Consider the following 23666-nt stretch of genomic DNA (forward strand, 5'->3'; position numbering starts at 1 on the left):
AAGCCGCCGACACAGTCCGCCGGGAGGAGGTGGCGGATGGTCGAGCGGCTTTGCTCTTGTGAGGTGCCCTGGACTATGGGCGAATTCCGTCGGTGGGCGTCGTTGCCTTCCGATGTTCCGATTTAGCCAGTCACGCAGCGGCGCGTCATCAATTTTCAGCGTTTTCACCTCGAAAATTCTGCGTCGCAGCAATAACAGATGCTGCACTGCAAAAATTTTGTGCAGACTTACCCCGCTGGCTCGAAAATGCGTCGGTCGAAAAAGACGTTCCGAGACAGAATCAGGCTGCCATTGGTCGAGGCAACCGCCGTCGACTCGGGTAACGCCCCTTCAAGTTTCTCGGACGCGCCGGGTGTTTCCACACCAAGCCCTTGCAATTCGCGACGATAGAGATCACTGCGAAAGACCTTTGCGGATTGTCGTTCCGCAGTTCCGGCGTCCAGCCCGTTTCGTTTCGCCAATTGATGCGCAACCCATTTCGCCTGACTGCGCCATGGGAAGGTGGCAGCGCCGTCAAAAAACTCGACAAACCCATCGACATGGCGCTGCTCGCCGCGGGCCGATATAGTGAATTCGCCCATCAGCGCTCGGTCAATCAGCTCGGGTGAGACGTTGAGATAGGTTTTACGCGATAGCATCTCGGATGCAGTTGTTCGGCTGTCGGTGTTCGAAAGCCAGCGCCCTGCGCGCCAAACGGCCCGCATAAGGCTGCCCAGCAAATGTGGTTCGGTTTCGGCCCAGTCGTTTCTGACCGCCAGCACTTTTTCAGGTGCACAGGACCAGATCGCCTTGCCGGGCAACAGCAGTGCACCGACATTGTCGTCTACAGCGAATGAGCCCCAGGGCTCACCCACACAGAAGGCATCGATCTCGCCACCTGCGAGCGCCTGCGCCATGAGTGGAGGCGGGACGGTTCGGATTTCGACCTGTTTCGAGGCCAGTTCGGTTCCAGCGACCCAATAACGCAACAATTCAACATGCATCGAAAACGGAAAAGGTACACCGAACACCAAAACGTCGCCGGCGGCCTGTGCCAGTGCAGCCCCAGCTGCAGCAGCATCGGAGAAATCGAAGCCGTAGCCCTGGTCGGCCAACCGCCCAGCCAATTGAGTTCCAACACCTATGACATTGCCATTGAGCGACAGGACAGACACGGCGGACAACGGTGTCGCAATGCCTCCAAGACCCAAAGCCATCGCAACGGGGACGGGTGACAGCAGATGTGCCGCGTCCACGTGCCCAAAGGCCAGCATATCACGCAGAGACGACCAAGATGGAGCCGGTCGCAGGTCCAACGAGATGCCTTCGGCGTGGTCAAACCCCATCTCGCGTGCCACGATCAGTGGAGCGGCATCAACCAAAGGCATATAGGCGACAGGCAGGGTTACCGTTCTCATGACAACAAACCTGATGCTGTGACCAAGGCTTCGGACACCTCGGCAACCCGGCGATTCTGATTCATCGCGGTTTTACGGAGCAGGGCATAGGCTTCATCTTCCGAAACGCCCTTGGCCTTCATTAACAAGCCCTTAGCTCGGTCAATCACTTTGCGCTCTTCCAGCGCACGGCGGGTTTCGGCCAGTTCGGTCCGCATCTGCCGTAACACCTGAAACCGGGCAATAGCGGTATCGATCACAGGTTTAATGCGCTCGGCTTGCAAACCGTCGACGACATAGGCCGACACCCCGGCCTCAACTGCGGCTTTCGCCAACCCGCCCGCGGCGCTTGAGACAAACATCGCCACGGGACGTTCCAATGGACCTGAAGCAACGGTGAGTTCTTCCAGCATATCCCGCGATGGATTGTCGATGTCGATCAGGACAATGTCTGGGCTATGCGTTGCAATTTTACGTGCCAGACCGGAGACATTGCCAATTACAGAAACGTCTACGTCGCCAGCCTCTTTTAGGGCATCTACGATCGCAAAAGCACGCTCTTGGTTCTGTTCGACTACAACGACAGTCAGATGTTGATTCATAGAGTCTCAACTGAGACCAAGGTTCATTGATCGCAATTCCAAGGCCAATAATATGTTCACCAGGCTGCCGGTTCGCCCATAATATCAGCATATTTTCGCATTTAGCGGAATGTCTGCACAGTTTTTCTACATGGCATCAAAGAAATCTGCGGTGAGCGCTGCAGTGGCGTCTCGCATCGAACCTTGTGTTTTTCACTTGCTCTAACGGTCGTAGGATTTTTCAACAACTCTGATCTATCCGATCGCATCAAGACGGGGCATGCCTTGCCCCATCAGAAGTTCAAACTGCCGCAACTTCGAATCTACCTCTTCTGGCTTCGGTCGCTTGTTTGCTATTCGTGGTTCTCCGTTTCCTAAACATAACGGTGGACCAGTTCAGTTGGGGAGGCTCAAAGCTGCGCATCCTGCTTTGTTCTGCCAGGACCCCTACCAGTTCCGCTGAGAGATCTTCAGTCAGCAGGGCTCAGGTCTTGAGAGGCGTGGGCGTACACGATTTCTTTCTCCATTCGCTCATAGATCGTGAGAAGCTTGGCGGCTCGTTTCACGGCGTCGAGCGGGAGGTCGGTACGCAGGGAAAGGTACAGAGATGAGTTTGATTGTAAGTTTGATCGCGCCTTGGGAAGGCATTTGCGGAAATGGAATGCCCGACCCATTCGCATGAGGTAAGGGCCGGCGCAGTGTTTTGGCTTCTGATGGGACGAGCCGGAGCGCTTGCGCGCATAGTGCGCAACGGTTAGTGTTGCACCCTCTGTCACAGTTTCGGGCGACTGAGACGCATTGTCTAAGATGAGCTTGGGAAAGCTCTTATTTTCTCGACATTTCATGGAAATGTGGCTGGGGTGGTAGGATTCGAACCTACGATACACGGTACCAAAAACCGCTGCCTTACCACTTGGCTACACCCCAACAGTGAGCGGCTGTCTACGATTGTTGTTGGCAGGGATCAAGAGCGTTTTGTCAAAAAATCTCACGTTGAACAGTTTTTTTTCAGGGCGGTCATTTGGTGTCGATCAACACGGCTCCGGTCCGGTTTCCATCCTGCACCATTGCATGCGCAGACGCGCATTCCTCAAGTGCAAAGACCTTTTGAACAGGGCAGGTCAAAGCGCCATCCGTCAATGCTTTGTGAAGGATCTTCACGGCATTGGTACGAAGATCCGGCGGAAGAAGATAAATCAAAATGGTCTCAAGCGTCATGGCTTTGAACATCATCGGTCCGAACGGAAACACGGGGGTCATGTCTTGGGCAGAGCCATAGGCGTTGATGCGACCGTTCTCGGCGATGACCGTGGCGTTTGTTTGAATATTCCGGCCGAATTCGACGTCGATGATTCGGCCGATTGTCTTTCCTTTATTTGCATCGAGAATTTCGGTGGACAGATCCTCGCTGGCGTAATCAATCACGATATCTGCGCCGGCTTCCCGGACCCGGTCAAAGTTGCGAGGGCTGGCCGTCGCGATCACGCGCGCGCCTGCCCATTTGGTAAGCTGAACGGCCAGAAAGCCGACGGTGCCCGCGCCACCATGTATCAAGATCGTTTGCCCATCGGGACGGCCGCCTGAAAACACCGCGTGGCAGGCGGTAAGACCGGGAATGCCCAGAATTGCGCCGGTCTGCAACGATACTGCATCCGGCAAAGCCACGGCCTGCGCATCGGGAAGGGTGATGTGGCTGGCGGCGGTGCCGAAAGGGCGTTGCCATTGCCCGTTCCAGATCCACACGCGCTGACCGATCCGAGATGCGGAAACTCCGTCGCCAACGGCCGAGATCACGCCAGAGCCATCACTGTGCGGGATGATCAGGGGGAACGGGGGCTCCGTCACGCCCGGTCTGGTCCCGGCGCGGGCTTTGACGTCGGAAGGGTTCACCCCGGAAAAGGACAGCTCTACCGTGACCTCGCCCGGACCCGGCGGGACCGGAGGGAGGTCCTTTATCCGCAGGACATCGGCCGGGTCTCCGAAGGTGGAATATGTAACTGCGCGCATGATCGCCTCCGTTTCGGTCGAGTTTCACAGCATATCGGCGGGAAACTCAAACACCTTGTCGCGTGTCCGCAACGCGGGGGAAGGTCGGCCCTGTGGCTATTCGCGAATCTCGGACGGGTCGACCCCCCATAGATTCGACTTCAAGGTCCACCCCCGATACCCGCCAGCGGTGATCCGGCACCAGTCCAGCGAACAGGTTCCCAGTCGGGCCACGACCCCGGATTCGAAATGCGCATTCACGGGGGAGGTCGGATCGGGTCGGGCATAGACAGGCAGCATTTCAGATTCAATCAGTACTGTCCGAACACCCGACAATAGGGCGTAGTGAACCCAGCCTCCAGCGCCGTCGCGGTCCTGAACCCGTCGCCAGTTGCCGTATTCGGCAGTGACCTGAAGCGGCATTCCGCGCCGTTTGAACACCCAGTCGATTCGATGTGTCAAAGAAGGTCCGCGCCGCACGTTGCCTTCTGCTGCTTTCATCGAGACATAACGGGGCAGGGGGAGGTTGGTGACGGATCCTCGTTTCACGTCGGCATGAGCAGCCCATGCGCCGAACATGATCAGAAATACGGATAGTGCCGCCAGACAGCGGCGATTTACCGGTCGAATACCACTCACTGACTGCCTGCTCTTATGCCTGTTGATCCGGTTCCGAAAAAAGGTCGACTCAATGCCAAAGGGGTTCTTGTGCCCCGCCTTATCCTGCGCCACGATGCCATGGCGCGCGTCCGTTTGCAAAGCAGTGGGAGGGCCGAGGTGCCAAGAGAACGTTTGAGTGTTGTCGTTACGCGACGGTTGCCCGAAGCGGTCGAAACACGTTTGAGCGAGTTGTTTGATGTGCGCTTGCGCGACGATGACACTCCGATGACGCGCGAGGAACTGGTGGCCGCAGTGCAGGACGCTGATGTCCTGGTGCCTACGGTAACCGATGCGATTGATGGCGGTCTGCTGGGCCAGGCGGGCGAAAGGCTGAAGCTCATCGCCAATTACGGTGCCGGTGTCGACAATATTGACGTGTCCACCGCGCGCCAGCGTGGGATTCTGGTGTCGAACACGCCTGGGGTTCTGACCGATGACACCGCCGATATGACCATGGCCCTGATTCTGGCCGTTACCCGACGCATTCCCGAAGGTCTGAGCGTGATGCAGCAGGGAGATTGGTCCGGCTGGGCGCCCACCGCTTTTCTGGGAGGCCGTATCGGAGGTCGTCGTCTGGGCATTCTGGGCATGGGCCGGATCGGGCAGGCGGTGGCGCGGCGTGCGAACGCGTTTGGAATGCAGGTCCATTATCACAACCGTCGCAGGCTGCGGCCCGAGACCGAGCAGGAGCTGGAGGCAACATATTGGGAAAGCCTCGATCAGATGGTCGCGCGGATGGATGTGATTTCGGTCAATTGCCCCTCAACGCCGTCGACCTTCCATCTGATGAACGCACGTCGTCTGAAACTGATGAAACCTTCGGCAGTGATCGTCAACACGTCACGTGGTGAAGTCGTGGACGAAAACGCCCTGACCCGGATGATCCGCGCAGGTGAAATTGCGGGGGCGGGGCTGGATGTCTACGAACAGGGCACTGACGTGAACCCGCGCCTGCGGCAGCTGCCCAATGTGGTTTTGTTGCCTCATATGGGATCAGCCACGATCGAGGGCCGGGTGGAGATGGGCGAGAAGGTCATCATCAACATCAAGACCTTCGAAGACGGCCACCGCCCGCCGGATCAGGTTGTGCCGGCGATGCTCTAGCGCTCTGGAAAGGAGCAGGAATGGACGTCTATGAAGGAGGGTGCCGTTGTGGAAATCTGCGCATCAGGGCTTCGGGTCGTCCATTGCGGGTCGGAATCTGTCACTGTCTGGACTGCCGCAAGCATCATGGCGCGGTGTTCTATGCGGCGGCCGTTTTCCCGGAAGACAGAATAGAGGTTTCCGGCGAAGCGCGTGGTTATGCTGACAGGTTCTTTTGCCCCGTCTGCGGCTCTCCGGTCTTTGCGCGCAGCGGAACCGAAGTGGAGGTGCATCTTGGATGCCTTGATGTGCCAGATCAGTTGACGCCAACATATGAAAGCTGGGTCACCCGGCGTGAAGCGTGGTTGCCCGAGTTCCGCGGTATGACCCGCTATGATCAGGATCGATTGGTAGGCGATGCAAAGCCTTAACGCGTGCTGCGGACGTCGGCCATGTGTTGATGGCGTGCAGCTTGGACTTGTTCAGAGCGTGTTCGGCGCGCAATTTTGATAGTCAGGGATGTATTGGAGGATTTGATCAGATGAGATGCGTTTCAGTTCTATTGTTTTCTGCATTTTGTTTTGCAGCTCCGGGGGTCGCTCAGGAAGCGGCCGATGCCGTTGCTCCCGAAACGGCGACGGAAGGGCAGGTACAGGCCATGACCGACGAGGTCATCGCGGCGCTCGAGGCCAAACTGGATGGCGTTCCGGTCACGTCCCAGAACTGGATGGTCGCCGCGGCCAACCCGCTGGCGGTGGAAGCCGGCGCCAGAGTATTGCGCGCAGGAGGGTCTGCCGCAGACGCCATGGTGGCGGTGCAGGTCGTGCTGGGCCTGGTCGAACCGCAATCCTCGGGCTTGGGCGGCGGTGCGTTTCTGGTCTGGTACGATGCAGCGACCGGTCAGATGACAACTCTGGACGGGCGAGAAACGGCGCCGCTGGCGGCCACACCGACCCTGTTTCAGGACGAAAACGGTGAGCCGCTGAAATTCTTCGATGCGGTTGTCGGTGGGCTGTCCGTGGGGACGCCGGGCACACCTGCCTTGCTGGAAGAGGCGCATCGCCGCTGGGGGCGTTCCTCGTGGCCCGGATTGTTTGCCGATGGAATCCGGTTGGCGAATGAAGGGTTCCTGGTGTCCCCGCGTCTGGCCAGCCTTGTTGAAAACGATGCCGAGCGCCTGTCGCGCTTCCCGGAAACCGCTGAATATTTCCTGCCGGGGGGCGCGCCGCTGCAACAGGGGCAGCGCCTGATGAACCCAGCTTATGCCGAAACTCTGCGTGTGTTGGCCAGTGACGGGGCGGCTGGATTCTACGGCGGTGAGATTGCGGCAGACATCGTGCGCACGGTTCGCAATGCTCCGGGCAATCCCGGTGTTCTGTCCGGTGCGGATCTTGCGCTGTATCAGGTGATCGAGCGCGAACCGGTTTGCGCGGAATACCGCGCCTATGAAGTCTGCGGCATGGGCCCGCCGTCGTCGGGTGCGCTGACCGTGGGGCAAATTCTGGGGATGCTGAACGGCTATGATCTGGCGGCCATGGGGCCGGAAAGCGCCGAGGCCTGGCGGTTGATCGGGGACGCTTCGCGCCTCGCCTTTGCGGACCGCGGCCGGTACATGGCTGACAACGATTTCGTGCCCATGCCGACCAAAGGGCTGGTTGATCCGGCCTACCTGTCGCAACGAGCAGAATTGCTGAACACCGAAGGCGCGCTGGCAGATGTCGGGCCCGGTCAGCCGGAATTCGACCACGCGCTGAACTGGGCGGATGATGTGTCGCTGGAGCTGCCTTCGACCTCGCATATCTCGATTGTAGACAGCTATGGCAACGTGTTGTCGATGACCACGACCATCGAAAACGGCTTTGGCTCACGCCTAATGACGAACGGGTTCCTTCTGAACAACGAACTGACGGATTTTTCGTTCAAGACCCACAGCGATGGTGTGCCGATCGCCAACCGGCTGGAGCCCGGAAAACGCCCGCGTTCGTCCATGAGCCCGACCATCGTGATGCAGGATGGCGCGCCGGTTCTGGCGATTGGCTCGCCGGGTGGCAGTCGGATCATCGGCTATGTGGCCAAATCGATCATCGCATGGGCCGACTGGGGCATGGATGTGCAACAAGCCGTGTCGCTGCCGCATCTCGTCAATCGTTTCGGAACATATGATGTCGAGGTCGGCACATCTGCCGAAGGCTTTTCCGACGGGCTGACCCAGTTTGGGTTTGAGGTAAACCCGCGTGACCTGACATCTGGCCTTCACGCCATCGAAATCGGCGACGGGCTGAGCGGTGGTGCCGACCCCCGTCGCGAAGGTATTGCGCTGGGCGAATAGGGCCTTGGTATTTGTGGGGATTGCCCGCACTTGACGAGCCCTTTAGTCATGGACTGAACGGCCCGCAACGTGCCGGGACAGGGGAGGATGACGATGGTGCAAGCGACCGCTTTGCCTCGGAATGAAACAGGTATCGAAACCGTCATAGGCGTTCTGAAACAACGTTTTGGCGACAGGTTGCAAACGGGTGCCGCGATTCGTGAACAGCACGGGCACACCACGACCTGGATCGAAAACCAGAGCCCGGATGCCGTGGTTTTCCCGCATACTACGCAGGACGTGTCGGAAATCGTCAAAACCTGTGCCGCGCACCGGGTGCCGGTGATTCCCTTTGGCACGGGAACGTCGCTGGAAGGGCATGTGAATGCGCCAGCGGGGGGGATCTCGGTCGATCTGATGCAGATGGACAAGGTGCTGGCTGTCCACGCCGAAGATCTGGATTGTGTGGTGCAACCCGGCGTCACGCGCGAGGCGCTGAACACCCATTTGCGGGATCAGGGTTTGTTCTTTCCGATTGACCCGGGGGCGAATGCGTCGCTGGGCGGTATGGCCGCGACCCGCGCTTCGGGCACCAATGCGGTGCGATACGGAACGATGCGCGACAACGTTCTCAGCCTCGAGGCGGTCATGCCGGACGGCCAGATCATCCGTACCGGTCACCGAGCCAAGAAGTCATCGGCCGGGTATGATTTGGCACGCCTTCTGATTGGGGCGGAAGGCACGTTGGGTATCATCACCGAGCTGACTCTGCGCTTGCAGGGCATCCCCGAAGCGATCAGCTCGGCCAGGTGTTCCTTTCCTTCGGTCGATGCCGCGTGCCGCGCGGTGATGATGACCATTCAGTATGGCATTCCGGTCGCCCGAATAGAGTTGCTGGATGAAATGTCGGTTCAGGCGGCAAACGCCTATTCCGGGCTGAGTCTTCCGGAAACGCCGTTGCTGCTGCTTGAATTCCATGGCTCTGAAAGCGGTGCGGCGGAACAGGCTGAAACCTTTGGTCAGATCGCCGAGGAGTTCGGTGGTACGGATTTTGCTGCGACCTCGACCACCGAAGAACGGAACAAGCTTTGGCAGGCGCGCCATGATATGTATTGGGCGTGTCTGCAACTGCGCCCCGGCGCGCGTGGTATTTCAACGGATGTCTGCGTGCCGATCTCGCGCCTGGCGGAATGTGTGACCGGCACTCAGCAGAAGGCAGCTGATCTTGGCTTGCTCGCGCCAATTGTGGGGCATGTGGGGGATGGGAACTTTCACACGCTTATTTTGATCGATATGCAGAACACCGAAGAAGTTGCCAAAGCCGAAGAGTTTGTCGGATGGTTGAACGACCTGGCAATTTCAATGGAAGGCACCTGCACAGGTGAACACGGAATCGGTCAGGGCAAACGGCCATACCTCATCAAAGAACTGGGCGCCGCCACGCAGTATATGGCCGCAATCAAGGCTGCTTTGGACCCCGAGAACATCATGAATCCCGGCAAGGTATTATCCGGCCAATCCTAGCGGTTTTCGCGTTCTGGCCCGCATTGCGCCTTCAAATCGTCCACATGTTCTGGTCTCACCGACACGGTTAGGAACAGGTGGTCGAGATGAGCGCAAAATATCTGGCAGGGTTTGCAGCGATCTGCGGGGTCGCCATTGTTGGGCTGGACTATTATCAACAGGCCAAGGCATCCGAGAACGGGCTGGGCCTCAAGGCTTATGTTGCCTCGGTATCCGCGCGTGTCGGGATTTCGGAACGTCGGCTTGAAGCAGATGCCCAACCTTCACAGTCCGAGGACCCCGCGGCGAAGACACCGTCAGAGGAAGTTCGGAAACTTGTCTGCACCACGATCGGGACAAGCAAGCGCTGTCGCTCCAGCGGTTGAGATCACGGGTTTCATGTCCGATCTGCGACCCGCATTTGATGATCGGGTCGTTTTTTTCATATCACTGGTCGGATGAATGTCGCGCGATCCCCCTCAAGTGCGCCATATGGTGTCAACTGATTTCAAGGGGAGACGCCCGGTTATGAAAACCCAAGTCAAAGCACTGGTTGTTGGCGGCGGCGCCGTTGGGACCTCGATTGCCTATCACCTGGCCAAAGCAGGCTGGGACGATGTGATGTTGATCGAACGGGACGAGCTGACGTCCGGGTCCACCTGGCACGCGGCTGGTCTGCTGCCATTGTTCAACATGTCCTATGCGACAACGCATATCCACAAGTACTCGGTCGACTTCTACAAGACGCTGGAAGAAGAAACCGGGCTGAACGCGGGCTTTGCCGTCGTCGGCAACCTGCGCATGGCACAGACGCAGGAGCGCATGGACGAGTACATGCTCTACGCCTCTACCGCCGAAACCTGTGATGTTGCTTATGAGTGGCTGACCCCCGAGCAGATCAAGGAACGCTGGCCGCTGATCGAGACATCGGATCTGAAGGGCGCGATCTACCATACCGAAGACGGGTATATTAACCCGGCAGATGTGACGCAGGCGATGGCCAAGGGGGCCCGTCAGCGTGGCGTCGAGATCGTGCGCAAGATGCAGGCGGATGCCTTCCACTGGAACGGCACCCATTGGGAAGTCACCTGCACCAAGATGGTGGAAAAAGGCGGCAACCTTGTCGAAAGCGACGAAAAGGTTGTGATCACTGCCGAACATGTTGTCACTGCATCGGGCAACCACGCACAGCGCACCGCCAAGATGCTGGGCATCAAGATGCCTGCGATCCCGGTCGAACACACGTTTATCGTCATGGACAAGGACCCTGAACTGGTCAAATGGCGCGAAGCAGGCAACCCGGAACACCCCGTCGTGCGCGACGCCGACAACGAATCCTACGCCCGTGAAGAACGCGGCGGCTGGATTCTGGGTATCTATGAACATGGCGCCCCTGCGCGGTTTGAGCATGGTGTGCCGGACAGCTTCCGCGCGGATCTGTTTCCGCTGGATCTGGATCGGATCGCTGATCAGTACATGGCCATGGCTGAGCGCGTGCCGTCCTGTGCCGAGTCCGGCCTGAAAGACGACTTCAACGGCCCGATCTGTTATACGCCTGACGGCAACCCGCTGGTCGGCCCTGCGCCGGGCCTGCGCAACATGTGGCTGGCCGAAGGTTTCAGCTTTGGCATCACCGCGGCAGGCGGCACCGGCTACTATCTGGCGCAGATGATGGTGGATGGCGAAGCCGAGATCGACATGGCCTCGCTGGACCCCAAACGGTACTCGTCCAACTGGATGACCACCGAATTCGCGGCCCGCAAGAACGAAGAGTGCTATGAGCACGTCTATATCCTGCACCACCCGGACGAAGAGCGTGAAGCCTGCCGCCCGCTGCGGACCGTTCCGGCATACGACCGGCAAAAAGCACGCGGTGCCCAGTTCGGCTGGGTCAATGGCTGGGAACGTCCGAACTATTTCGGCCCCGTCGATGCACCCGAGAACTTCGACAAGGAAAGCCGGTCGTTCCGTCGTGGCGGCTGGTGGCAATACGCCGTCGAAGAAGCCAAGGCGATCCGCGAAGGCGTTGGCCTGATCGACGCGTCGGCCTTCACCAAGCACGTCGTCAAAGGCCCCGGTGCCACCCAGTTCCTGGATTGGTTCACCTGCAACAAGCTGCCCAAGGTCGGCCGCATCAATCTGACCTATGCGCTGACCTCGCACGGCACCACCCGCACCGAATACACCATCGTCCGCAATGGCGAGAACAACTACTACCTCGTCTCTGCCGGAGCCTGGACCGAGTACGACGCCGACTATCTGCGCAAGGCGGCCGAGGACAAGATGGAGGAGTTCGGATATATCGAAATCCAGGACGTGACCACGCAATGGGGCGTCTTCGCCATAGCCGGACCCAAGTCGCGTGACGTTCTGAAAGAGGTCATCAAGGACGCCGATCCGGAAACCGCCCTGTCGAACAAGCGCTTCCCGTGGCTGTCGGCGCGCCAGATCGAGCTGGGCATGTGCCCTGTCAATGCGATCCGTGTGGCCTATACCGGCGAGCTGGGTTGGGAACTGCACCATCCGATCGAGATGCAGAACTACCTGTTCGACCTGCTTGAAAAAGCCGGCGAGAAGCATGGTATGAAGCTGGTCGGTGCCCGCGCTCAGAACTGGCTGCGGCAGGAGAAATCCTATCGCGCCTTCGGCACCGAACTGGGCCGTGACGCGACCCCGCTGGAGGCCGACCTGCCGCGCTTTGTCGATTTGTCGAAAGACTTCCACGGCAAGGCCAAGCTGGAAGAGACCGGCGTGCGCGTGAAATGCTGTACGCTGCTGATCGACGGGCCGGAGGATGCCGACCCATGGGGCCGCGAGGCATTGTACACACCGGAAGGTGAACGCGTGGGTCGATTGACCTCGGGCGGGTATTCCGTGGTGTTCGAGAAATCCATCGGCATGGGCTATGTGAAGCCCGAGCTGGCAGTCGAAGGTACAAAGCTGAAGGTCAAGATGCAGGACAAGCTGTGGGATGCGGTCGTGACCTGCGACAGCCCCTACGACCCGAAAAACGAAACCATCCGCAAGGACGGTTGATCGAAGAAAGGCCCCGGAAACCTTCGGGGCCTTTTCTTTTTGTCATCCAGACAGTTCGTCGAAGCATTCCAGCGCCTTGGCCGCGTACATCATGGCTGGGCCGCCGCCCATCTGGATCGCCATGGCCAACACTTCGGACACTTCTTCCCGTGTCGCACCTGCCTTGATCAAAGCTTCGGTATGCAGGGTGATACAGGGTTCGCAGCGCAGGCTGACCGACATGCCCAACGCAATGAGTTCCTTGGTCTTGTAGTCGAGCGTCCCGCCTTCTTTGACGGCTTTGCCAAGCGCTCCGAATGCGCGTGTCGTATCGGGAATGGATCCGTTCAGGTTTCGCAAACTCTTACGTGTTGCCGAGAGTTTTTCTTGCCATGCCATTGCTGAGTGCCCTTCTTCATATCTAGCAACCGGAATATGAATTGGGACGCGGTTGTTTGACTTTGATCTCGATCAGACGTCAGGGCGTTCGGCAATGAACGCAAGATTGTTGGCAGGCATTTCGACCGGTGCCAACGCGAGCAGGCCGACGTTTTTGAACAAGTTCAGAATGTCCGCGTCGTTTTTGTAGCCGATTTCCGGGTCTTGCTGGATCAAAGCCTTATGAAAGCGGACATCCCCGTCACTGATGAGTTGGCCCGAGCGTTTGAACGGACCGTACAAGATGAACCGCCCTTTTGGTGACAGGGATTGGGCGGCTTCCGAAATGATGGTTCTGGTTTCCTGCCAACTGATCAAGTGAATCAAGTTGATCAGAACGATCAGATCCTGGCCGCAAAACCGCCTGTGCCAGCCCGGAAGCGTTGCATCCAGTTCTGCGACCTGCGCGACATTTGGTAAGTTGCGGGTATAGGCATCGATACTCACGCGCCGCTCAGGGTCAACTTCCGAAGGCTGCCAGGTCAGCCCGGGCAGCATTTCGGCGAAGGCCCTGACATGCTGACCAGTCCCGCTTGCGATTTCCAATGCCTGACCCTGGGACGGGCCCCATTCTTGCAACACTGCACACAGCGCGTCGGTGTTCCGAGATGCTGCCGGGGCCACCAGCTTGCCATCTTCAGACGCAGTGGCGACGCTTGCAGAAGAGGGGAGGCTGCGTTTGATCATCGTTCCAGCCTGTCAGGGGTCAACATGCCTACTATGTCAGGTTCCAGTTCGGGTGTGTTTCCGACAACAAGATCGCACAGCAGTTGCGAGGCCGCCGGTGAGGTTTGAAATCCATACCCGCCCTGACCGCCACACCAGACAAACGACGGGTCCAGCGGGTCGCGCCCAAGCACCAAGGTCCCGTCCGGGGCAAAACTGCGCAAGCCCGCCCAATTCGTTTCCACCCGTGTGACAGGTTCGGTCATCAACTCCTCATACCGTGCCAGACCCTCTGCCAGCACCATATCATCGGCATAAGCATCCTGTGGCGCAACCGGATCGGCTTCGGATGGTGAGACCAGCAGCTTGCCCGCATCCGGTTTGGCGTACCATGTTTCGCCGGCGCCCAGCATCATCGGCCAGACAGAAACGTCATGCCCTCCGGGGGCGGGTAGGCGGGCCATCGACCGGCGGCGAGGTGTGATACCGATACCGGGCAGCCCTGCAAGCTGTGCAACCTCATCCACCCAGGCCCCGGCTGCGTTGATCAGAGTGCGGGCTTCAAAGATCTCACCGGCCTCAACCACCCAGTGTTTTTCTTTTCGAATGCCGGTGACTCTGCTTTTCGTCGAAACCGTTCCCCCGTTTTGCCGGATGGTCCGGGCGAAATCCTGCAACAGGCGATCCGTATCGATGTCAAAGGCCGCTCCGCTGATGGCTGCAAACCCGACCTTGCCCGGGTTCAGGATCGGAACACGCGATATCGCCTGTTCCATCGGTATTTTCACCATGTTCAGATCGGCGCAATCGGCTTCGAACATGTCGGGCTGGTCAATTGCTCCGACCAGCATCAATCCGCGCGGGGTCAGGTAACCGCCATTCTGCGTATGAAGAAAGGCAGCCCCCGCTTTGTTCAGGGCGACGACCGAAGGCGGCCCGTAGCTTTCTTCGAACAAGGCCGCTGACCGGCCCGACGCGTGATAGCCCAGGGCGACTTCCGCTTCCAGAACCATCACGGTTCCGTGCTGCGACAGGCGCGCACCGGCGCTCAGCCCGGCGATGCCGCCTCCGATTATCAGGAAATCAATCATGACTTGCGATCCATCCTGAGCAGAGACGCTACAGGTTCCTTGAGTTTCATGCTGGCGCCAAAGCTCCTCGTTCGCCACGCGTTTGGGTTTCCGGACTATAAGCAGCCTTGAAATTGTGCTTCAACCGGGTCAAAGAAGTATCAAATTATACAGGAGGGTAAGGTGACCGCAGCAGACCTTCATCCAATGGCCACAGGGCATATTCCAGGATATGTTGTCGCAGCTGACGGAAGCGATTACCTTTTCTCCGCCATGGTCGTTTTTTTCGTCGTTCTGGTGGTGCTGATCGGTGTCGGATACCTGACGTTGCATTCGGTTCCCGAAAAAATGGCCCACGAAAACAATCACCCGCAATTTCAGTTGGTGGGCATTCTGGCGCTGCTGGCGCTGTTTACACATAATGGGCTTTTCTGGGTTGCTGCAATATTGGTCGCAGGGTTCCAGTTTCCGGATTTTGCCACCCCGCTTCGAAACATTGCCGATGCCATTCGTTCTCTCGGTCGGTCACCTGTTCCGGAACCAGTGCCTGAAACAACGGTGCCGGCTGCGCCAGAACCTGGACCCAGCGATCCGCAGGAGCAATCCACATGATCGAGACCATGCTCTGCGCCCTGATAACGGTGCTGCCCGACTATCTGTTCCGCCGTTTTGTACAGGGCAAGCGGATCGGTCACGAGATTACCTTGTTCACCATGTGGTACGAACTGCGCTGGGGTTTGACCACCTGTGCCATTCTGGCGCTGACCGTGATCACCACGCTGTTTTACTTTCATCCAGCCAGCAAAACCGCGGCATCCTATTTCCGGACAGTAACCATTCTGCCGCAATTGGGCGGCCGTGTTTCCGAGGTTTTCGTCAAGAACAACGAACTGGTAACCGCGGGTCAACCGATTTTCCGGATCGAGGATTTCAGCCAGACTGCCCAAGTTCAGGCGGCAAATGCGCAGATTGCACAGGTGCAGGCCTCGCTTAAGGTTGCGGAAACCGACTTGGCCGAGGCGGAAGCTGGAATTGCAGGTGCCAAGGCTGCGCTTGCGCAGTCTCTGGAGGATCTTGAACGCAACACGACCTTGCGAGATGAAGGTTCAAGCGCCGTAAGGCTGGCCGAGATTGAGAGGCTGGAAAACCTTGTCGCCGAGCGAGAGGCCCAGGTTCTTGCAGCGGAATCCAAACGTTCCGCGGTTGAGCAGCAGATCGAAGAACTGATCCCCGCGCAGCTAGCCAGTGCCATTGCGCAACTGGATGCTGCGCAGACCGAGTTGGACAAGACGGTGATCACCGCGGGCGTCACAGGGCGGGTCGAACAGTTCGGCCTTCAGGTCGGTGACTACGTAAGCCCGTTGTTGCGCCCCGCGGGCATTCTTGTGCCATCGCACACAGGGCATGATCGTTTTCAGGCCGCTTTCAACCAGCTCTCTGCCCAGGTGATCAAGCCGGGCATGATTGGTGAATTGGGTTGCATGACAAAGCCATTCACCGTGATCCCCACCGTGGTGGTCGAGGTGCAGGATGTCATCCCGTCGGGCCAGATCCGCCCATCGGACGAATTGCGGGACGTTCAGAGCAACAACAATCCGGGCTCGATTCTGGTCTATATGGAGCCGCTGTACAAAGGTATGGCCGATGACATTCCGCCGGGCAGCAATTGTCTGGCCAATGTCTACACAGACAACCACGAGCGGTTGGAGCACGAGGATCTGGGCTTTTGGGAGGCGGCCTTCCTGCACGTGGTCGACACGATCGGCGTGGTACATGCCGCGGGTCTGCGCTTGCGTTTGATCCTGATGCCGGTGAACACTCTGGTTTTGACCGGGCATTGATCTGACCTTGGCAATCTGAACGCGAAGGCCCGGCAAGTTTCGCCGGGCCCTTTGGTTTCCTAAAGCGCTGCTTTGAACAGCTGCGTCAGGTTGTCTTTCGTCAACTCAATCGGGTTGCCGCCGCATGACGGATCGATGATCGCCCCTTCGACAAGCTCTGGGATAGAAGCTTCGGTCACACCCAATTCGGACAATGTGCGGGGGATGCCAAGGCTGTCGTTGAAATTCTGCACGAAGGCGCGGAAACCATCGAAGCCGCCGTCGATGCCCAGATATGCCGCAGCTTGCTGGAACCGGTCTGCAATGGCCGGGGCGTTGAAGTCCAGCACCGCGGGCATGCAGACCGCGTTCGTGGTGCCATGATGGGTGTTGAATACCGCGCCAATTGGGTGGCTCATCGCGTGGATCGCGCCAAGGCCCTTCTGGAAAGCCGTTGCGCCCATGGCAGCGGCGCTCATCATCTGGGCGCGGGCCTCGATATCGGTGCCGTCAGCATAGGCACGTGGCAAATACTCTTTCACCAGCCGCATACCCTCCAGCGCGATGCCCTGGCTCATCGGGTGATAATGCGGGCTCGAGAAGGCTTCGACACAATGCGCGAAGGCGTCCAGGCCTGTTCCTGCCGTGATGAACTTGGGCATCCCGACGGTCAGCTCCGGGTCGCAAATCACCACGGTCGGCAGAACCTTGGGATGAAAGATGATCTTCTTGGCATGGGTCTCGGAATTGGTGATGACGCTCGCGCGGCCCACTTCCGATCCTGTCCCTGCGGTGGTCGGAACCGCAATGATTGGCGCGATCGCGTCGGCATCGGCTCGTGTCCACCAGTCGCCGATATCCTCGAAGTCCCAAACGGGGCGCGTCTGACCGGCCATGAAGGCGACCATCTTGCCCAGATCCAGCCCAGAGCCGCCGCCAAAGGCGATCACCCCGTCATGGCCACCTGCGTTATAGGCCGCAACTCCGGCTTCAAGGTTCTTCTCATTCGGGTTGGGGTCCACATCGCTGAACAGTCCGCGGCCCAGTCCGGCGGTTTCCATGATATCCAGTGTCGCGGTGGTGATGGGCAGATCGGCCAGCCCCTTGTCCGTGACCAGCAATGGTTTCTTCATTCCGGCGGCGGCGCAGGCTTCGGGCAACTCCCTGATGCGCCCGGCTCCGAATTTGATGGCGGTCGGATAGGACCAGTTTCCAACAAGTGTCATGTCAGGTTTCCTTTGCAAAATAAGGCCTGCTTCGGCGAGGGGGTGGGTCCGAAGCAGGCCGTCGTCCTTAGCCCGTTACCTTTTTGAGGTGGTAGGATTTGGGACGTGTCAGGTTGTGATATCCGATGACGGACAGACCGCCGCCGCGCCCGGTATTCTTGCAGCCCGTCCAGCACAGGCCGGGGTCCAGATAATCAGCGCGGTTCATGAACACGGTCCCCGTTTCGATCCGGTCACCCACCCGCGCCGCACGATCCACATCGCGGGTCCACAGGCTGGCAGTCAGGCCAAACTCACTGTCATTCATCAATGCGATGGCCTCCTCGTCCGAGGACACTTTCATGATGCCCACCACGGGCCCAAAGCTTTCGTCCCGCATCACGCGCATGTCATGATTGACATTGGTCAGGATTTGCGGTGTCAGGTACGCGCCACCGTCGTCTTCAGCAAAGGTGTCGATATGCGCGACCGCACCGGCTGCAACCGCCTCGGCGATCTGCGCTCGTACCTCATCGGCAAACCGCACATTGGCCATCGGGCCAATCGTTGTCTCGGCATCCAGCGGGTTGCCCAGCTTGTAACCCTTCACGATGTCCACCGCCTTGGCGACAAAGTCGTCATAGAGGCTTTCGTGGACATAGATCCGCTCGATTCCGCAACAACATTGGCCCGAATTGAACATCGCACCGTCAATCAGCGTGTCGACCGCGGCATCCAGGTCGGCGTCATCCATCACATAGCCGGGATCCTTGCCGCCCAGCTCGGTGCCGACGCCGGTAAACGTGCCCGCCGCGGCACGTTCCATCGCCTGACCGCCGCCGACTGATCCGGTGAAGTTCACGAAATCAAATGCATTGCCCGCGATCAGGTCGTTGGTCACGTCGTGGCTCAGGAACACATTCTGGAATACGTCCTCGGGCACACCTGCCGAATGGAACGCCTTTGCCATGCGCTCGCCCACCAGCAACGTCTGTGTCGCGTGTTTCAGGACGACCGTGTTGCCCGCGATAAGCGCCGGTGCGACCGTGTTGATCGCCGTCATGTAGGGATAGTTCCAGGGCGCCACCACAAAGACCACCCCATTAGGAATGCGCTTGATGTAGCGTTTGAACGTTTCGTCTTCGCCGACGGCGATATCTGCCAGGGACGTCTCGGCAATCTCCGCCATATGGCTGGCACGTTCGTTGAATCCACCGAACTCGCCGCCATAACGCACTGGGCGACCCATCATATGGGCCAGTTCCGGCACGATCTCATCGTTCATGGCGCCAACGGCGGCCACACCCGCCATCACAAGATCGATCCGCTCCTGCAACGGACGAGCTGCCCATTCCGCCTGAGCAGCCCGAGCACGCGCCGCGGCCCCGAACGCGGCCTCTCGCGACAACACTTCACGTTCGGCATAAACCGATCCATCGATCGGCGAGACACATTTCAACATCTGCCCCATTTTCACTCCATTTCCGAAATAAACAGGATCCCTGCTTCATCTGGCCCAAAATATCCCGGGGGTCTGGGGGCAGAGCCCCCAGCGCGACCCGACCTCACGCCCGCTCGAATCCGCGGGCGATTTCCCAATCCGTGACCACGCGTTCGAACTCCTCGATCTCGACCTCCGCGGCACGGGTATAGTGGTCGACGACGTCATCGCCCATGGCCGCGCGCAACATGACCGATCCGTGCAGCGCATCCCGCGCGGCGCGAAGGTTGCCCGGGATCATCGCAGTCTCACCCTGGTAAACGTCGCCTTTGGTCGGCGGTTGCAGATCCAGCCCTTCCTCGATGCCCGCGATCCCTGCCGCCAGCATGCCAGCCATCGCCAGATAGGGGTTCATATCTGAGCCCGGAATTCGGCACTCGACGCGTACGGCCTTGGTACCGTCACCGCACAGGCGGAACCCGGCGGTGCGGTTGTCCACGGACCAGATGATCCGCGTTGGCGCGAAGGTGCCTTTCATGAAGCGTTTATAACTGTTGATGTAAGGTGCCATGAAATAGGTGTAATCAGGGGCATATTTCAGCAGCCCAGCCATATAGCTTTTCATCAGCGCCGACATGCCCAGATCGTCCCCGGCGTCATAGAAGGCAGGCTGTCCATCCGCCCATAGTGACTGGTGCACATGGGACGAGCTACCAACTTTCTCGTGGTGCCATTTCGGCAGGAACGTCGCTGCGTGACCATGTTGCCACGCGATCTCTTTCACAGCGTTCTTGGCGATCGAATGATACTCGGCTGTTTCCATCGCGGGTGCGTATTTGATGTTCAGCTCTTCCTGCCCGGTCTCGGCCTCACCTTTGGAGTTCTCAACCGGAATGCCCGCATCCCACAGATGGTTGCGGATCGGACGCATCACATGCTCTTCCTTGGTGGTCTGAAGGATATGATAGTCTTCGTTATAGCCCGAGATCGGCTCCAAATCCCGGAAACCTTCCTTGCGGATCTGGTCAAAGCTTTTCTCAAACAGGAAAAACTCAAGCTCGGTCGCCGTCATGGCGTCATAGCCCATGGCTTTCAAACGGCTGACCTGTTTTTTCAGGATTGAGCGCGGCGCGTGCGGCACTTCCTCGTGCGTGTGATGATCCAGCACGTCACACATCACCATCACCGTGCCTTCAAGCCACGGCACCGGGCGCAGGGTGCTGAGGTCCGGTTTCATGACATAATCGCCATAGCCCCGTTCCCAACTGGTCGAGGCATAGCCATCAGGTGTCGCCATCTCCAGATCGGTGGCCAACAGGTAGTTGCAGCAATGGGTCTCTTCCCATGCGCCTGCCACGAAATGGCCCGCGTGAAAACGCTTGCCCATCAACCGGCCCTGCATGTCCACCATGCAGACCAGAACCGTATCAACCGAACCTTCGGATACCTGCGTTTTCAGATGTTCGAACGTGAGCATGTGCCACCTTTGTCTTTGCCGAAATCCTTCATCGGCCATTCGTTCAGTCAGACCCGCCCCCATGCAAGGGGCGGGTCGCTTGGCCAAGTCTTAACCGTAGCGGTAGGGCCGCCCAGCCTTGAGCATGTCGGCGTTGTACTGTTTGAAGATTTCAACAACCTTCGCCTTGGTTTCGGATTCGGCTGCGATCTCGTCCCAGAAGGCAACGGCCGCGGCTTCGACGGTCGCCCATTCTTCGTCCGGAATCGACGTTAGCTGCATCTTGTCTCCGTTGACGCGCAGGCTGGCCTCGCCGCCCCAGTACCACCATTGCCGATAATAGTGGGACTGATCGGTGCAGACGCGGAACAGGGTCTGCAAGTCTTCGGGCAGCTCGTTCCAGCGGTCCATGTTGGCAAAGAACGAACCGGCCCAGGCACCCGAGATGTTGTTGGTCAGGAAGTAGTTGGTTACATCCGCCCAGCCGACTGTGTAGTCTTCGGTGATGCCGGACCACGCGATGCCGTCCAACTCGCCGGTTTGAACCGCGACTTCGATGTCTTCCCAGGGCAGGGTGACCGGCACAACGCCGAACTGAGACAGGAAGCGGCCCGCGGTCGGGAAGGTAAACACACGTTTGCCCTGAAGGTCCGCCAGGCTGTTGATCGGGTCCTTCGTTGCAAAGTGGCACGGGTCCCAGGCACCGGCCGAGATGTGCTTGACGCCGACTTTCGAGTATTCCTCGTCCCAGATCTCGTTCAGCCCGTACTGGTTGAACAGAACCGGCACGTCCAGCGAATAGCGTGAGGCAAAGGGGAAATAGCCGCCGAACACGGTGACCTCGGTGGGCGATGCCATCGAGTCATCATCCGACTGCACGGCATCAATCGTGCCGCGCTGCATGGCGCGGAACAGCTCGCCCGTGGGAACCAGCTGGTCGGCATAGAACAGCTCGATCTGCATCCGGTCACCGGCGATCGTGTTGAACATCTTGATGGCCGGGTCGATCACGTGTTCGGCCAGCGCCGGGCCGGCATAGGTCTGCATCCGCCATCTGATGGTCGATTGCGCCAGTGCAGGCGTCGCCAGAGCAGCGGCGGGAGCGGCCGCAGCACCTTTCAGAAATGTACGTCTGTTCGTCATTCTCTCTCTCCGTTGGTCAGTTTCGATTGTGCGGGGATTGCCCGCGAAGCCCCGGTTTGATCCGGGATCATTTGTTGTAGATGTATTCAGGCAGCCACAGCGCGATCTGTGGGAATGTCATGATGATCGCCAGCGCCAGTGTCATCACCATCACGAAGGGCAGGATCGAACCGTAAATGTCGCGCAGCGATATCTCCGGCGGCGCCATCGCGCGCATCAGGAACAGGTTGTAGCCGAAGGGCGGCGTCATATAGGCGATCTGGGTGGTGATCGTGTACAGAACCCCATACCAGATCAGGTCGAACCCCAATGCACCCACGAGCGGCACGTACAAAGGCGCGACGATCACCAGCATGGCCGTATCGTCCAGAAACGTGCCCATCAGAATAAAGCTGAGCTGCATCAAGATCAGGATCACCCAAGGGTTGAGGCCCAGCCGTTCGGTAAACAGGTTCTCGATTGCCCGAACGGCGCCCAAACCGTCGAAAACAGCGCCAAAGGCAAGCGCAGCCAGGATGATCCACATGAACATACAGGTGATGCCCAGCGTTGACCGTACAGACGTCTCGAAAACCTCACGTGACATGCGCCCCTTGAGGATGGCCGCGGCGAACGCGGTCAACGCTCCGATGGCCGAGCTTTCGACCAGCGAGGTCCAGCCGTTGACGAAGGGCACCATCATCGCGGCAAAAATACCCAGGGGCAGCAGGCCCGCGCGCAACAGGCGCAGTTTCTCTGCCATGGGCACGTCGCGCTCCTCGGCTGACAAGGCGGGCCCCAAGGCCGGGTTGATGCGGCAGCGGATCACGATGTAAAGGATGAACATGGCGGCCATCATCAAGCCCGGCAGCAATCCAGCCAACCAAAGTTGGCCAACCGGCTGGCGCGCGATCATTGCGTAAAGAACCAGCACGACCGAGGGTGGCACAAGGATACCCAGTGACGATCCGGCTTGTATTACCCCGGTCACCATTTTCTTGTCATAGCCGCGTTTCAGCAGTTCCGGCAGCGCAATGGTCGCGCCGATGGCCATGCCGGCGACGCTCAGCCCGTTCATGGCCGAGATCAGCACCATAAGGCCGATCGTGCCGATTGCGAGCCCGCCGTTCAGGCCGCCCATCCAAACGTGGAACATCTTGTACAGATCGTCTGCAATTTTGGATTCGGCCAGAACATAGCCCATGAAGATGAACATCGGCAGGGTCAGCAGCGGATACCATTTCATCAGCTTCATGGCGGCCGAAAAGCCAATGTCATAGCCGCCGCGATCCCCCCACAGAAACAGGGCGGCCATCACGGCGACAAAACCAATCGCGCCAAAAACGCGCTGCCCGGTCAGCAGCATCAGCATCATGGTCGAAAACATCAGGATGGCGATCAATTCGTACGACATCAGATCACCTCGCGCGGGATGTCATCGCCCCTGAGGCGCAGAATATCTTTGAACAGTTCCGAGATCGCCTGAAGCAACATCAGGAACAGGCCCACGACCATGATGACCTTGATTGGCCACAGATATGGACGCCACGCGGTTGGGCTGCGTTCGCCATATTGCAGCGAATAGCTCAGCGAGTCGTATCCGCCGTAGATCATCACGCCCAGGTAGATGATCAGGAAAAGGACGGTGATCGCATCCGTCCACGCGCGACGACGGTCGGACCATTCGCCGTACAGAAGGTCCATGCGGACGTTGGATCCCATCTGGATCGAATAGGGTCCGCCCAGAATGTAGTAGGCGACCATTGCGAACTGGGCCATTTCCAGGGTCCACAGCGATGGCAGGAAAAAGGTTTTTGAAATCGAGGACCAGAGCAGGATGCCCATCATGACGAAGATGCCGTACATGACGAAGCGTCCGATCCAGCGGTTCGTGCGGTCAATGACCGCCACATATCCCCGCATGAAATTCATCCCG

The 23666-nt window shown here is 58.8% G+C and carries 21 protein-coding genes and 1 tRNA gene; 8 read left to right on the forward strand and 14 right to left on the reverse strand.

The window, feature by feature from the left end:
• Positions 1–227 precede the first annotated feature (227 nt).
• From GOW60_RS00055 to GOW60_RS00075, 5 genes are all read right to left on the reverse strand, one after another.
• Complete coding sequence (locus GOW60_RS00055) at positions 228–1397, reverse strand: ABC transporter substrate-binding protein (RefSeq protein WP_171206156.1); 1170 nt, start codon at positions 1395–1397, stop codon at positions 228–230.
• On the reverse strand, positions 1394–1978 hold the full coding sequence (locus tag GOW60_RS00060; RefSeq protein ID WP_171227792.1) for an ANTAR domain-containing response regulator: 585 nt from the start codon (positions 1976–1978) through the stop codon (positions 1394–1396). The genes GOW60_RS00055 and GOW60_RS00060 overlap by 4 nt, the downstream gene beginning before the upstream one ends.
• 831 nt (positions 1979–2809) lie before the next feature.
• Positions 2810–2884 (reverse strand) — tRNA-Gln (locus GOW60_RS00065).
• 90 nt (positions 2885–2974) lie between these two features.
• On the reverse strand, positions 2975–3964 hold the full coding sequence (locus GOW60_RS00070) for an NADPH:quinone reductase (protein WP_171227793.1): 990 nt from the start codon (positions 3962–3964) through the stop codon (positions 2975–2977).
• Between the two features lie 96 nt (positions 3965–4060).
• Positions 4061–4522 carry an SH3 domain-containing protein gene (locus GOW60_RS00075; RefSeq protein ID WP_171205541.1) on the reverse strand — a complete coding sequence of 154 codons (462 nt, stop codon included), beginning with the start codon at positions 4520–4522 and terminating at the stop codon, positions 4061–4063.
• 198 nt (positions 4523–4720) lie between these two features.
• Between GOW60_RS00075 and GOW60_RS00080 the strand changes: the two genes are divergently transcribed.
• The 6 genes from GOW60_RS00080 (at position 4721) to GOW60_RS00105 (ending at position 12533) form a co-directional block, all read left to right on the forward strand.
• On the forward strand, positions 4721–5707 hold the full coding sequence (locus GOW60_RS00080; RefSeq protein WP_171228333.1) for a D-glycerate dehydrogenase: 987 nt from the start codon (positions 4721–4723) through the stop codon (positions 5705–5707).
• A gap of 20 nt (positions 5708–5727) precedes the next feature.
• A complete protein-coding gene (locus tag GOW60_RS00085) occupies positions 5728–6117 on the forward strand; it encodes a GFA family protein (RefSeq protein WP_171227794.1) in 390 nt (129 codons plus the stop codon).
• A 110-nt stretch (positions 6118–6227) separates the two neighbouring features.
• The gene (gene ggt / locus GOW60_RS00090; protein ID WP_171227795.1) at positions 6228–8015 is read left to right on the forward strand and encodes a gamma-glutamyltransferase; all 1788 of its coding nucleotides are present in this window, start codon (positions 6228–6230) and stop codon (positions 8013–8015) included.
• Between the two features lie 93 nt (positions 8016–8108).
• Positions 8109–9518: an FAD-binding oxidoreductase gene (locus tag GOW60_RS00095; RefSeq protein WP_171227796.1), complete on the forward strand. Its 1410-nt coding sequence runs from the start codon at positions 8109–8111 to the stop codon at positions 9516–9518.
• 86 nt (positions 9519–9604) lie between these two features.
• On the forward strand, positions 9605–9883 hold the full coding sequence (locus GOW60_RS00100) for a hypothetical protein (RefSeq protein ID WP_171227797.1): 279 nt from the start codon (positions 9605–9607) through the stop codon (positions 9881–9883).
• A gap of 142 nt (positions 9884–10025) precedes the next feature.
• Positions 10026–12533: an FAD-dependent oxidoreductase gene (locus GOW60_RS00105; RefSeq protein ID WP_171227798.1), complete on the forward strand. Its 2508-nt coding sequence runs from the start codon at positions 10026–10028 to the stop codon at positions 12531–12533.
• Between the two features lie 42 nt (positions 12534–12575).
• Here GOW60_RS00105 and GOW60_RS00110 read toward each other — a convergent pair whose 3' ends face one another.
• From GOW60_RS00110 to GOW60_RS00120, 3 genes are all read right to left on the reverse strand, one after another.
• Complete coding sequence (locus GOW60_RS00110) at positions 12576–12911, reverse strand: carboxymuconolactone decarboxylase family protein (RefSeq protein ID WP_171227799.1); 336 nt, start codon at positions 12909–12911, stop codon at positions 12576–12578.
• A gap of 72 nt (positions 12912–12983) precedes the next feature.
• On the reverse strand, positions 12984–13637 hold the full coding sequence (locus GOW60_RS00115; protein ID WP_171227800.1) for a DUF938 domain-containing protein: 654 nt from the start codon (positions 13635–13637) through the stop codon (positions 12984–12986).
• A complete protein-coding gene (locus GOW60_RS00120; protein ID WP_171227801.1) occupies positions 13634–14707 on the reverse strand; it encodes an FAD-binding oxidoreductase in 1074 nt (357 codons plus the stop codon). Before GOW60_RS00120 ends, GOW60_RS00115 begins: the two co-directional genes overlap by 4 nt.
• A 186-nt stretch (positions 14708–14893) precedes the next feature.
• On the opposite strand from GOW60_RS00120, the gene GOW60_RS00125 reads away from it, so the two are divergent.
• On the forward strand, positions 14894–15298 hold the full coding sequence (locus GOW60_RS00125) for a hypothetical protein (RefSeq protein WP_174829319.1): 405 nt from the start codon (positions 14894–14896) through the stop codon (positions 15296–15298).
• On the forward strand, positions 15295–16527 hold the full coding sequence (locus GOW60_RS00130) for an HlyD family secretion protein (protein WP_171227802.1): 1233 nt from the start codon (positions 15295–15297) through the stop codon (positions 16525–16527). Before GOW60_RS00125 ends, GOW60_RS00130 begins: the two co-directional genes overlap by 4 nt.
• 59 nt (positions 16528–16586) lie before the next feature.
• Here GOW60_RS00130 and GOW60_RS00135 read toward each other — a convergent pair whose 3' ends face one another.
• The 6 genes from GOW60_RS00135 to GOW60_RS00160 all read right to left on the reverse strand — a co-directional run bounded on the left by GOW60_RS00135 (position 16587) and on the right by GOW60_RS00160 (position 23662).
• Positions 16587–17732, reverse strand: coding sequence for an iron-containing alcohol dehydrogenase (locus GOW60_RS00135; protein ID WP_171227803.1), 1146 nt, complete (start codon positions 17730–17732; stop codon positions 16587–16589).
• A 67-nt stretch (positions 17733–17799) separates the two neighbouring features.
• A complete protein-coding gene (locus GOW60_RS00140) occupies positions 17800–19182 on the reverse strand; it encodes an aldehyde dehydrogenase family protein (RefSeq protein WP_171227804.1) in 1383 nt (460 codons plus the stop codon).
• 94 nt (positions 19183–19276) lie between these two features.
• Positions 19277–20629: a glutamine synthetase family protein gene (locus tag GOW60_RS00145; RefSeq protein WP_171205338.1), complete on the reverse strand. Its 1353-nt coding sequence runs from the start codon at positions 20627–20629 to the stop codon at positions 19277–19279.
• A gap of 90 nt (positions 20630–20719) precedes the next feature.
• Positions 20720–21751, reverse strand: a complete 1032-nt coding sequence (locus tag GOW60_RS00150) for a TRAP transporter substrate-binding protein (RefSeq protein WP_170343589.1) — start codon at positions 21749–21751, stop codon at positions 20720–20722.
• 67 nt (positions 21752–21818) lie between these two features.
• On the reverse strand, positions 21819–23144 hold the full coding sequence (locus GOW60_RS00155; protein ID WP_171227805.1) for a TRAP transporter large permease subunit: 1326 nt from the start codon (positions 23142–23144) through the stop codon (positions 21819–21821).
• The gene (locus tag GOW60_RS00160) at positions 23144–23662 is read right to left on the reverse strand and encodes a TRAP transporter small permease subunit (protein ID WP_152458809.1); all 519 of its coding nucleotides are present in this window, start codon (positions 23660–23662) and stop codon (positions 23144–23146) included. The genes GOW60_RS00155 and GOW60_RS00160 overlap by 1 nt, the downstream gene beginning before the upstream one ends.
• Positions 23663–23666 lie beyond the last annotated feature (4 nt).

The sequence above is a fragment of the Ruegeria sp. HKCCA4008 genome (assembly GCF_013033125.1).
Classification (GTDB): Bacteria; Pseudomonadota; Alphaproteobacteria; order Rhodobacterales; family Rhodobacteraceae; genus Ruegeria.

Bases quoted from the DNA above. Each gene is read 5' to 3' on its own strand.
- GOW60_RS00075 (WP_171205541.1), bottom strand. From the start codon at position 4,522: ATGTTCGGCGCATGGGCTGCTCATGCCGACGTGAAACGAGGATCCGTC.
- GOW60_RS00105 (WP_171227798.1), top strand. From the start codon at position 10,026: ATGAAAACCCAAGTCAAAGCACTGGTTGTTGGCGGCGGCGCCGTTGGG.
- ggt (WP_171227795.1), top strand. From the start codon at position 6,228: ATGAGATGCGTTTCAGTTCTATTGTTTTCTGCATTTTGTTTTGCAGCT.
- GOW60_RS00155 (WP_171227805.1), bottom strand. From the start codon at position 23,144: ATGTCGTACGAATTGATCGCCATCCTGATGTTTTCGACCATGATGCTG.
- GOW60_RS00085 (WP_171227794.1), top strand. From the start codon at position 5,728: ATGGACGTCTATGAAGGAGGGTGCCGTTGTGGAAATCTGCGCATCAGG.
- GOW60_RS00130 (WP_171227802.1), top strand. From the start codon at position 15,295: ATGATCGAGACCATGCTCTGCGCCCTGATAACGGTGCTGCCCGACTAT.
- GOW60_RS00135 (WP_171227803.1), bottom strand. From the start codon at position 17,732: ATGACACTTGTTGGAAACTGGTCCTATCCGACCGCCATCAAATTCGGA.
- GOW60_RS00120 (WP_171227801.1), bottom strand. From the start codon at position 14,707: ATGATTGATTTCCTGATAATCGGAGGCGGCATCGCCGGGCTGAGCGCC.
- GOW60_RS00095 (WP_171227796.1), top strand. From the start codon at position 8,109: ATGGTGCAAGCGACCGCTTTGCCTCGGAATGAAACAGGTATCGAAACC.
- GOW60_RS00125 (WP_174829319.1), top strand. From the start codon at position 14,894: ATGGCCACAGGGCATATTCCAGGATATGTTGTCGCAGCTGACGGAAGC.
- GOW60_RS00145 (WP_171205338.1), bottom strand. From the start codon at position 20,629: ATGCTCACGTTCGAACATCTGAAAACGCAGGTATCCGAAGGTTCGGTT.
- GOW60_RS00115 (WP_171227800.1), bottom strand. From the start codon at position 13,637: ATGATCAAACGCAGCCTCCCCTCTTCTGCAAGCGTCGCCACTGCGTCT.
- GOW60_RS00110 (WP_171227799.1), bottom strand. From the start codon at position 12,911: ATGGCATGGCAAGAAAAACTCTCGGCAACACGTAAGAGTTTGCGAAAC.
- GOW60_RS00160 (WP_152458809.1), bottom strand. From the start codon at position 23,662: ATGAATTTCATGCGGGGATATGTGGCGGTCATTGACCGCACGAACCGC.
- GOW60_RS00055 (WP_171206156.1), bottom strand. From the start codon at position 1,397: ATGAGAACGGTAACCCTGCCTGTCGCCTATATGCCTTTGGTTGATGCC.
- GOW60_RS00070 (WP_171227793.1), bottom strand. From the start codon at position 3,964: ATGCGCGCAGTTACATATTCCACCTTCGGAGACCCGGCCGATGTCCTG.
- GOW60_RS00060 (WP_171227792.1), bottom strand. From the start codon at position 1,978: ATGAATCAACATCTGACTGTCGTTGTAGTCGAACAGAACCAAGAGCGT.
- GOW60_RS00100 (WP_171227797.1), top strand. From the start codon at position 9,605: ATGAGCGCAAAATATCTGGCAGGGTTTGCAGCGATCTGCGGGGTCGCC.
- GOW60_RS00140 (WP_171227804.1), bottom strand. From the start codon at position 19,182: ATGGGGCAGATGTTGAAATGTGTCTCGCCGATCGATGGATCGGTTTAT.
- GOW60_RS00150 (WP_170343589.1), bottom strand. From the start codon at position 21,751: ATGACGAACAGACGTACATTTCTGAAAGGTGCTGCGGCCGCTCCCGCC.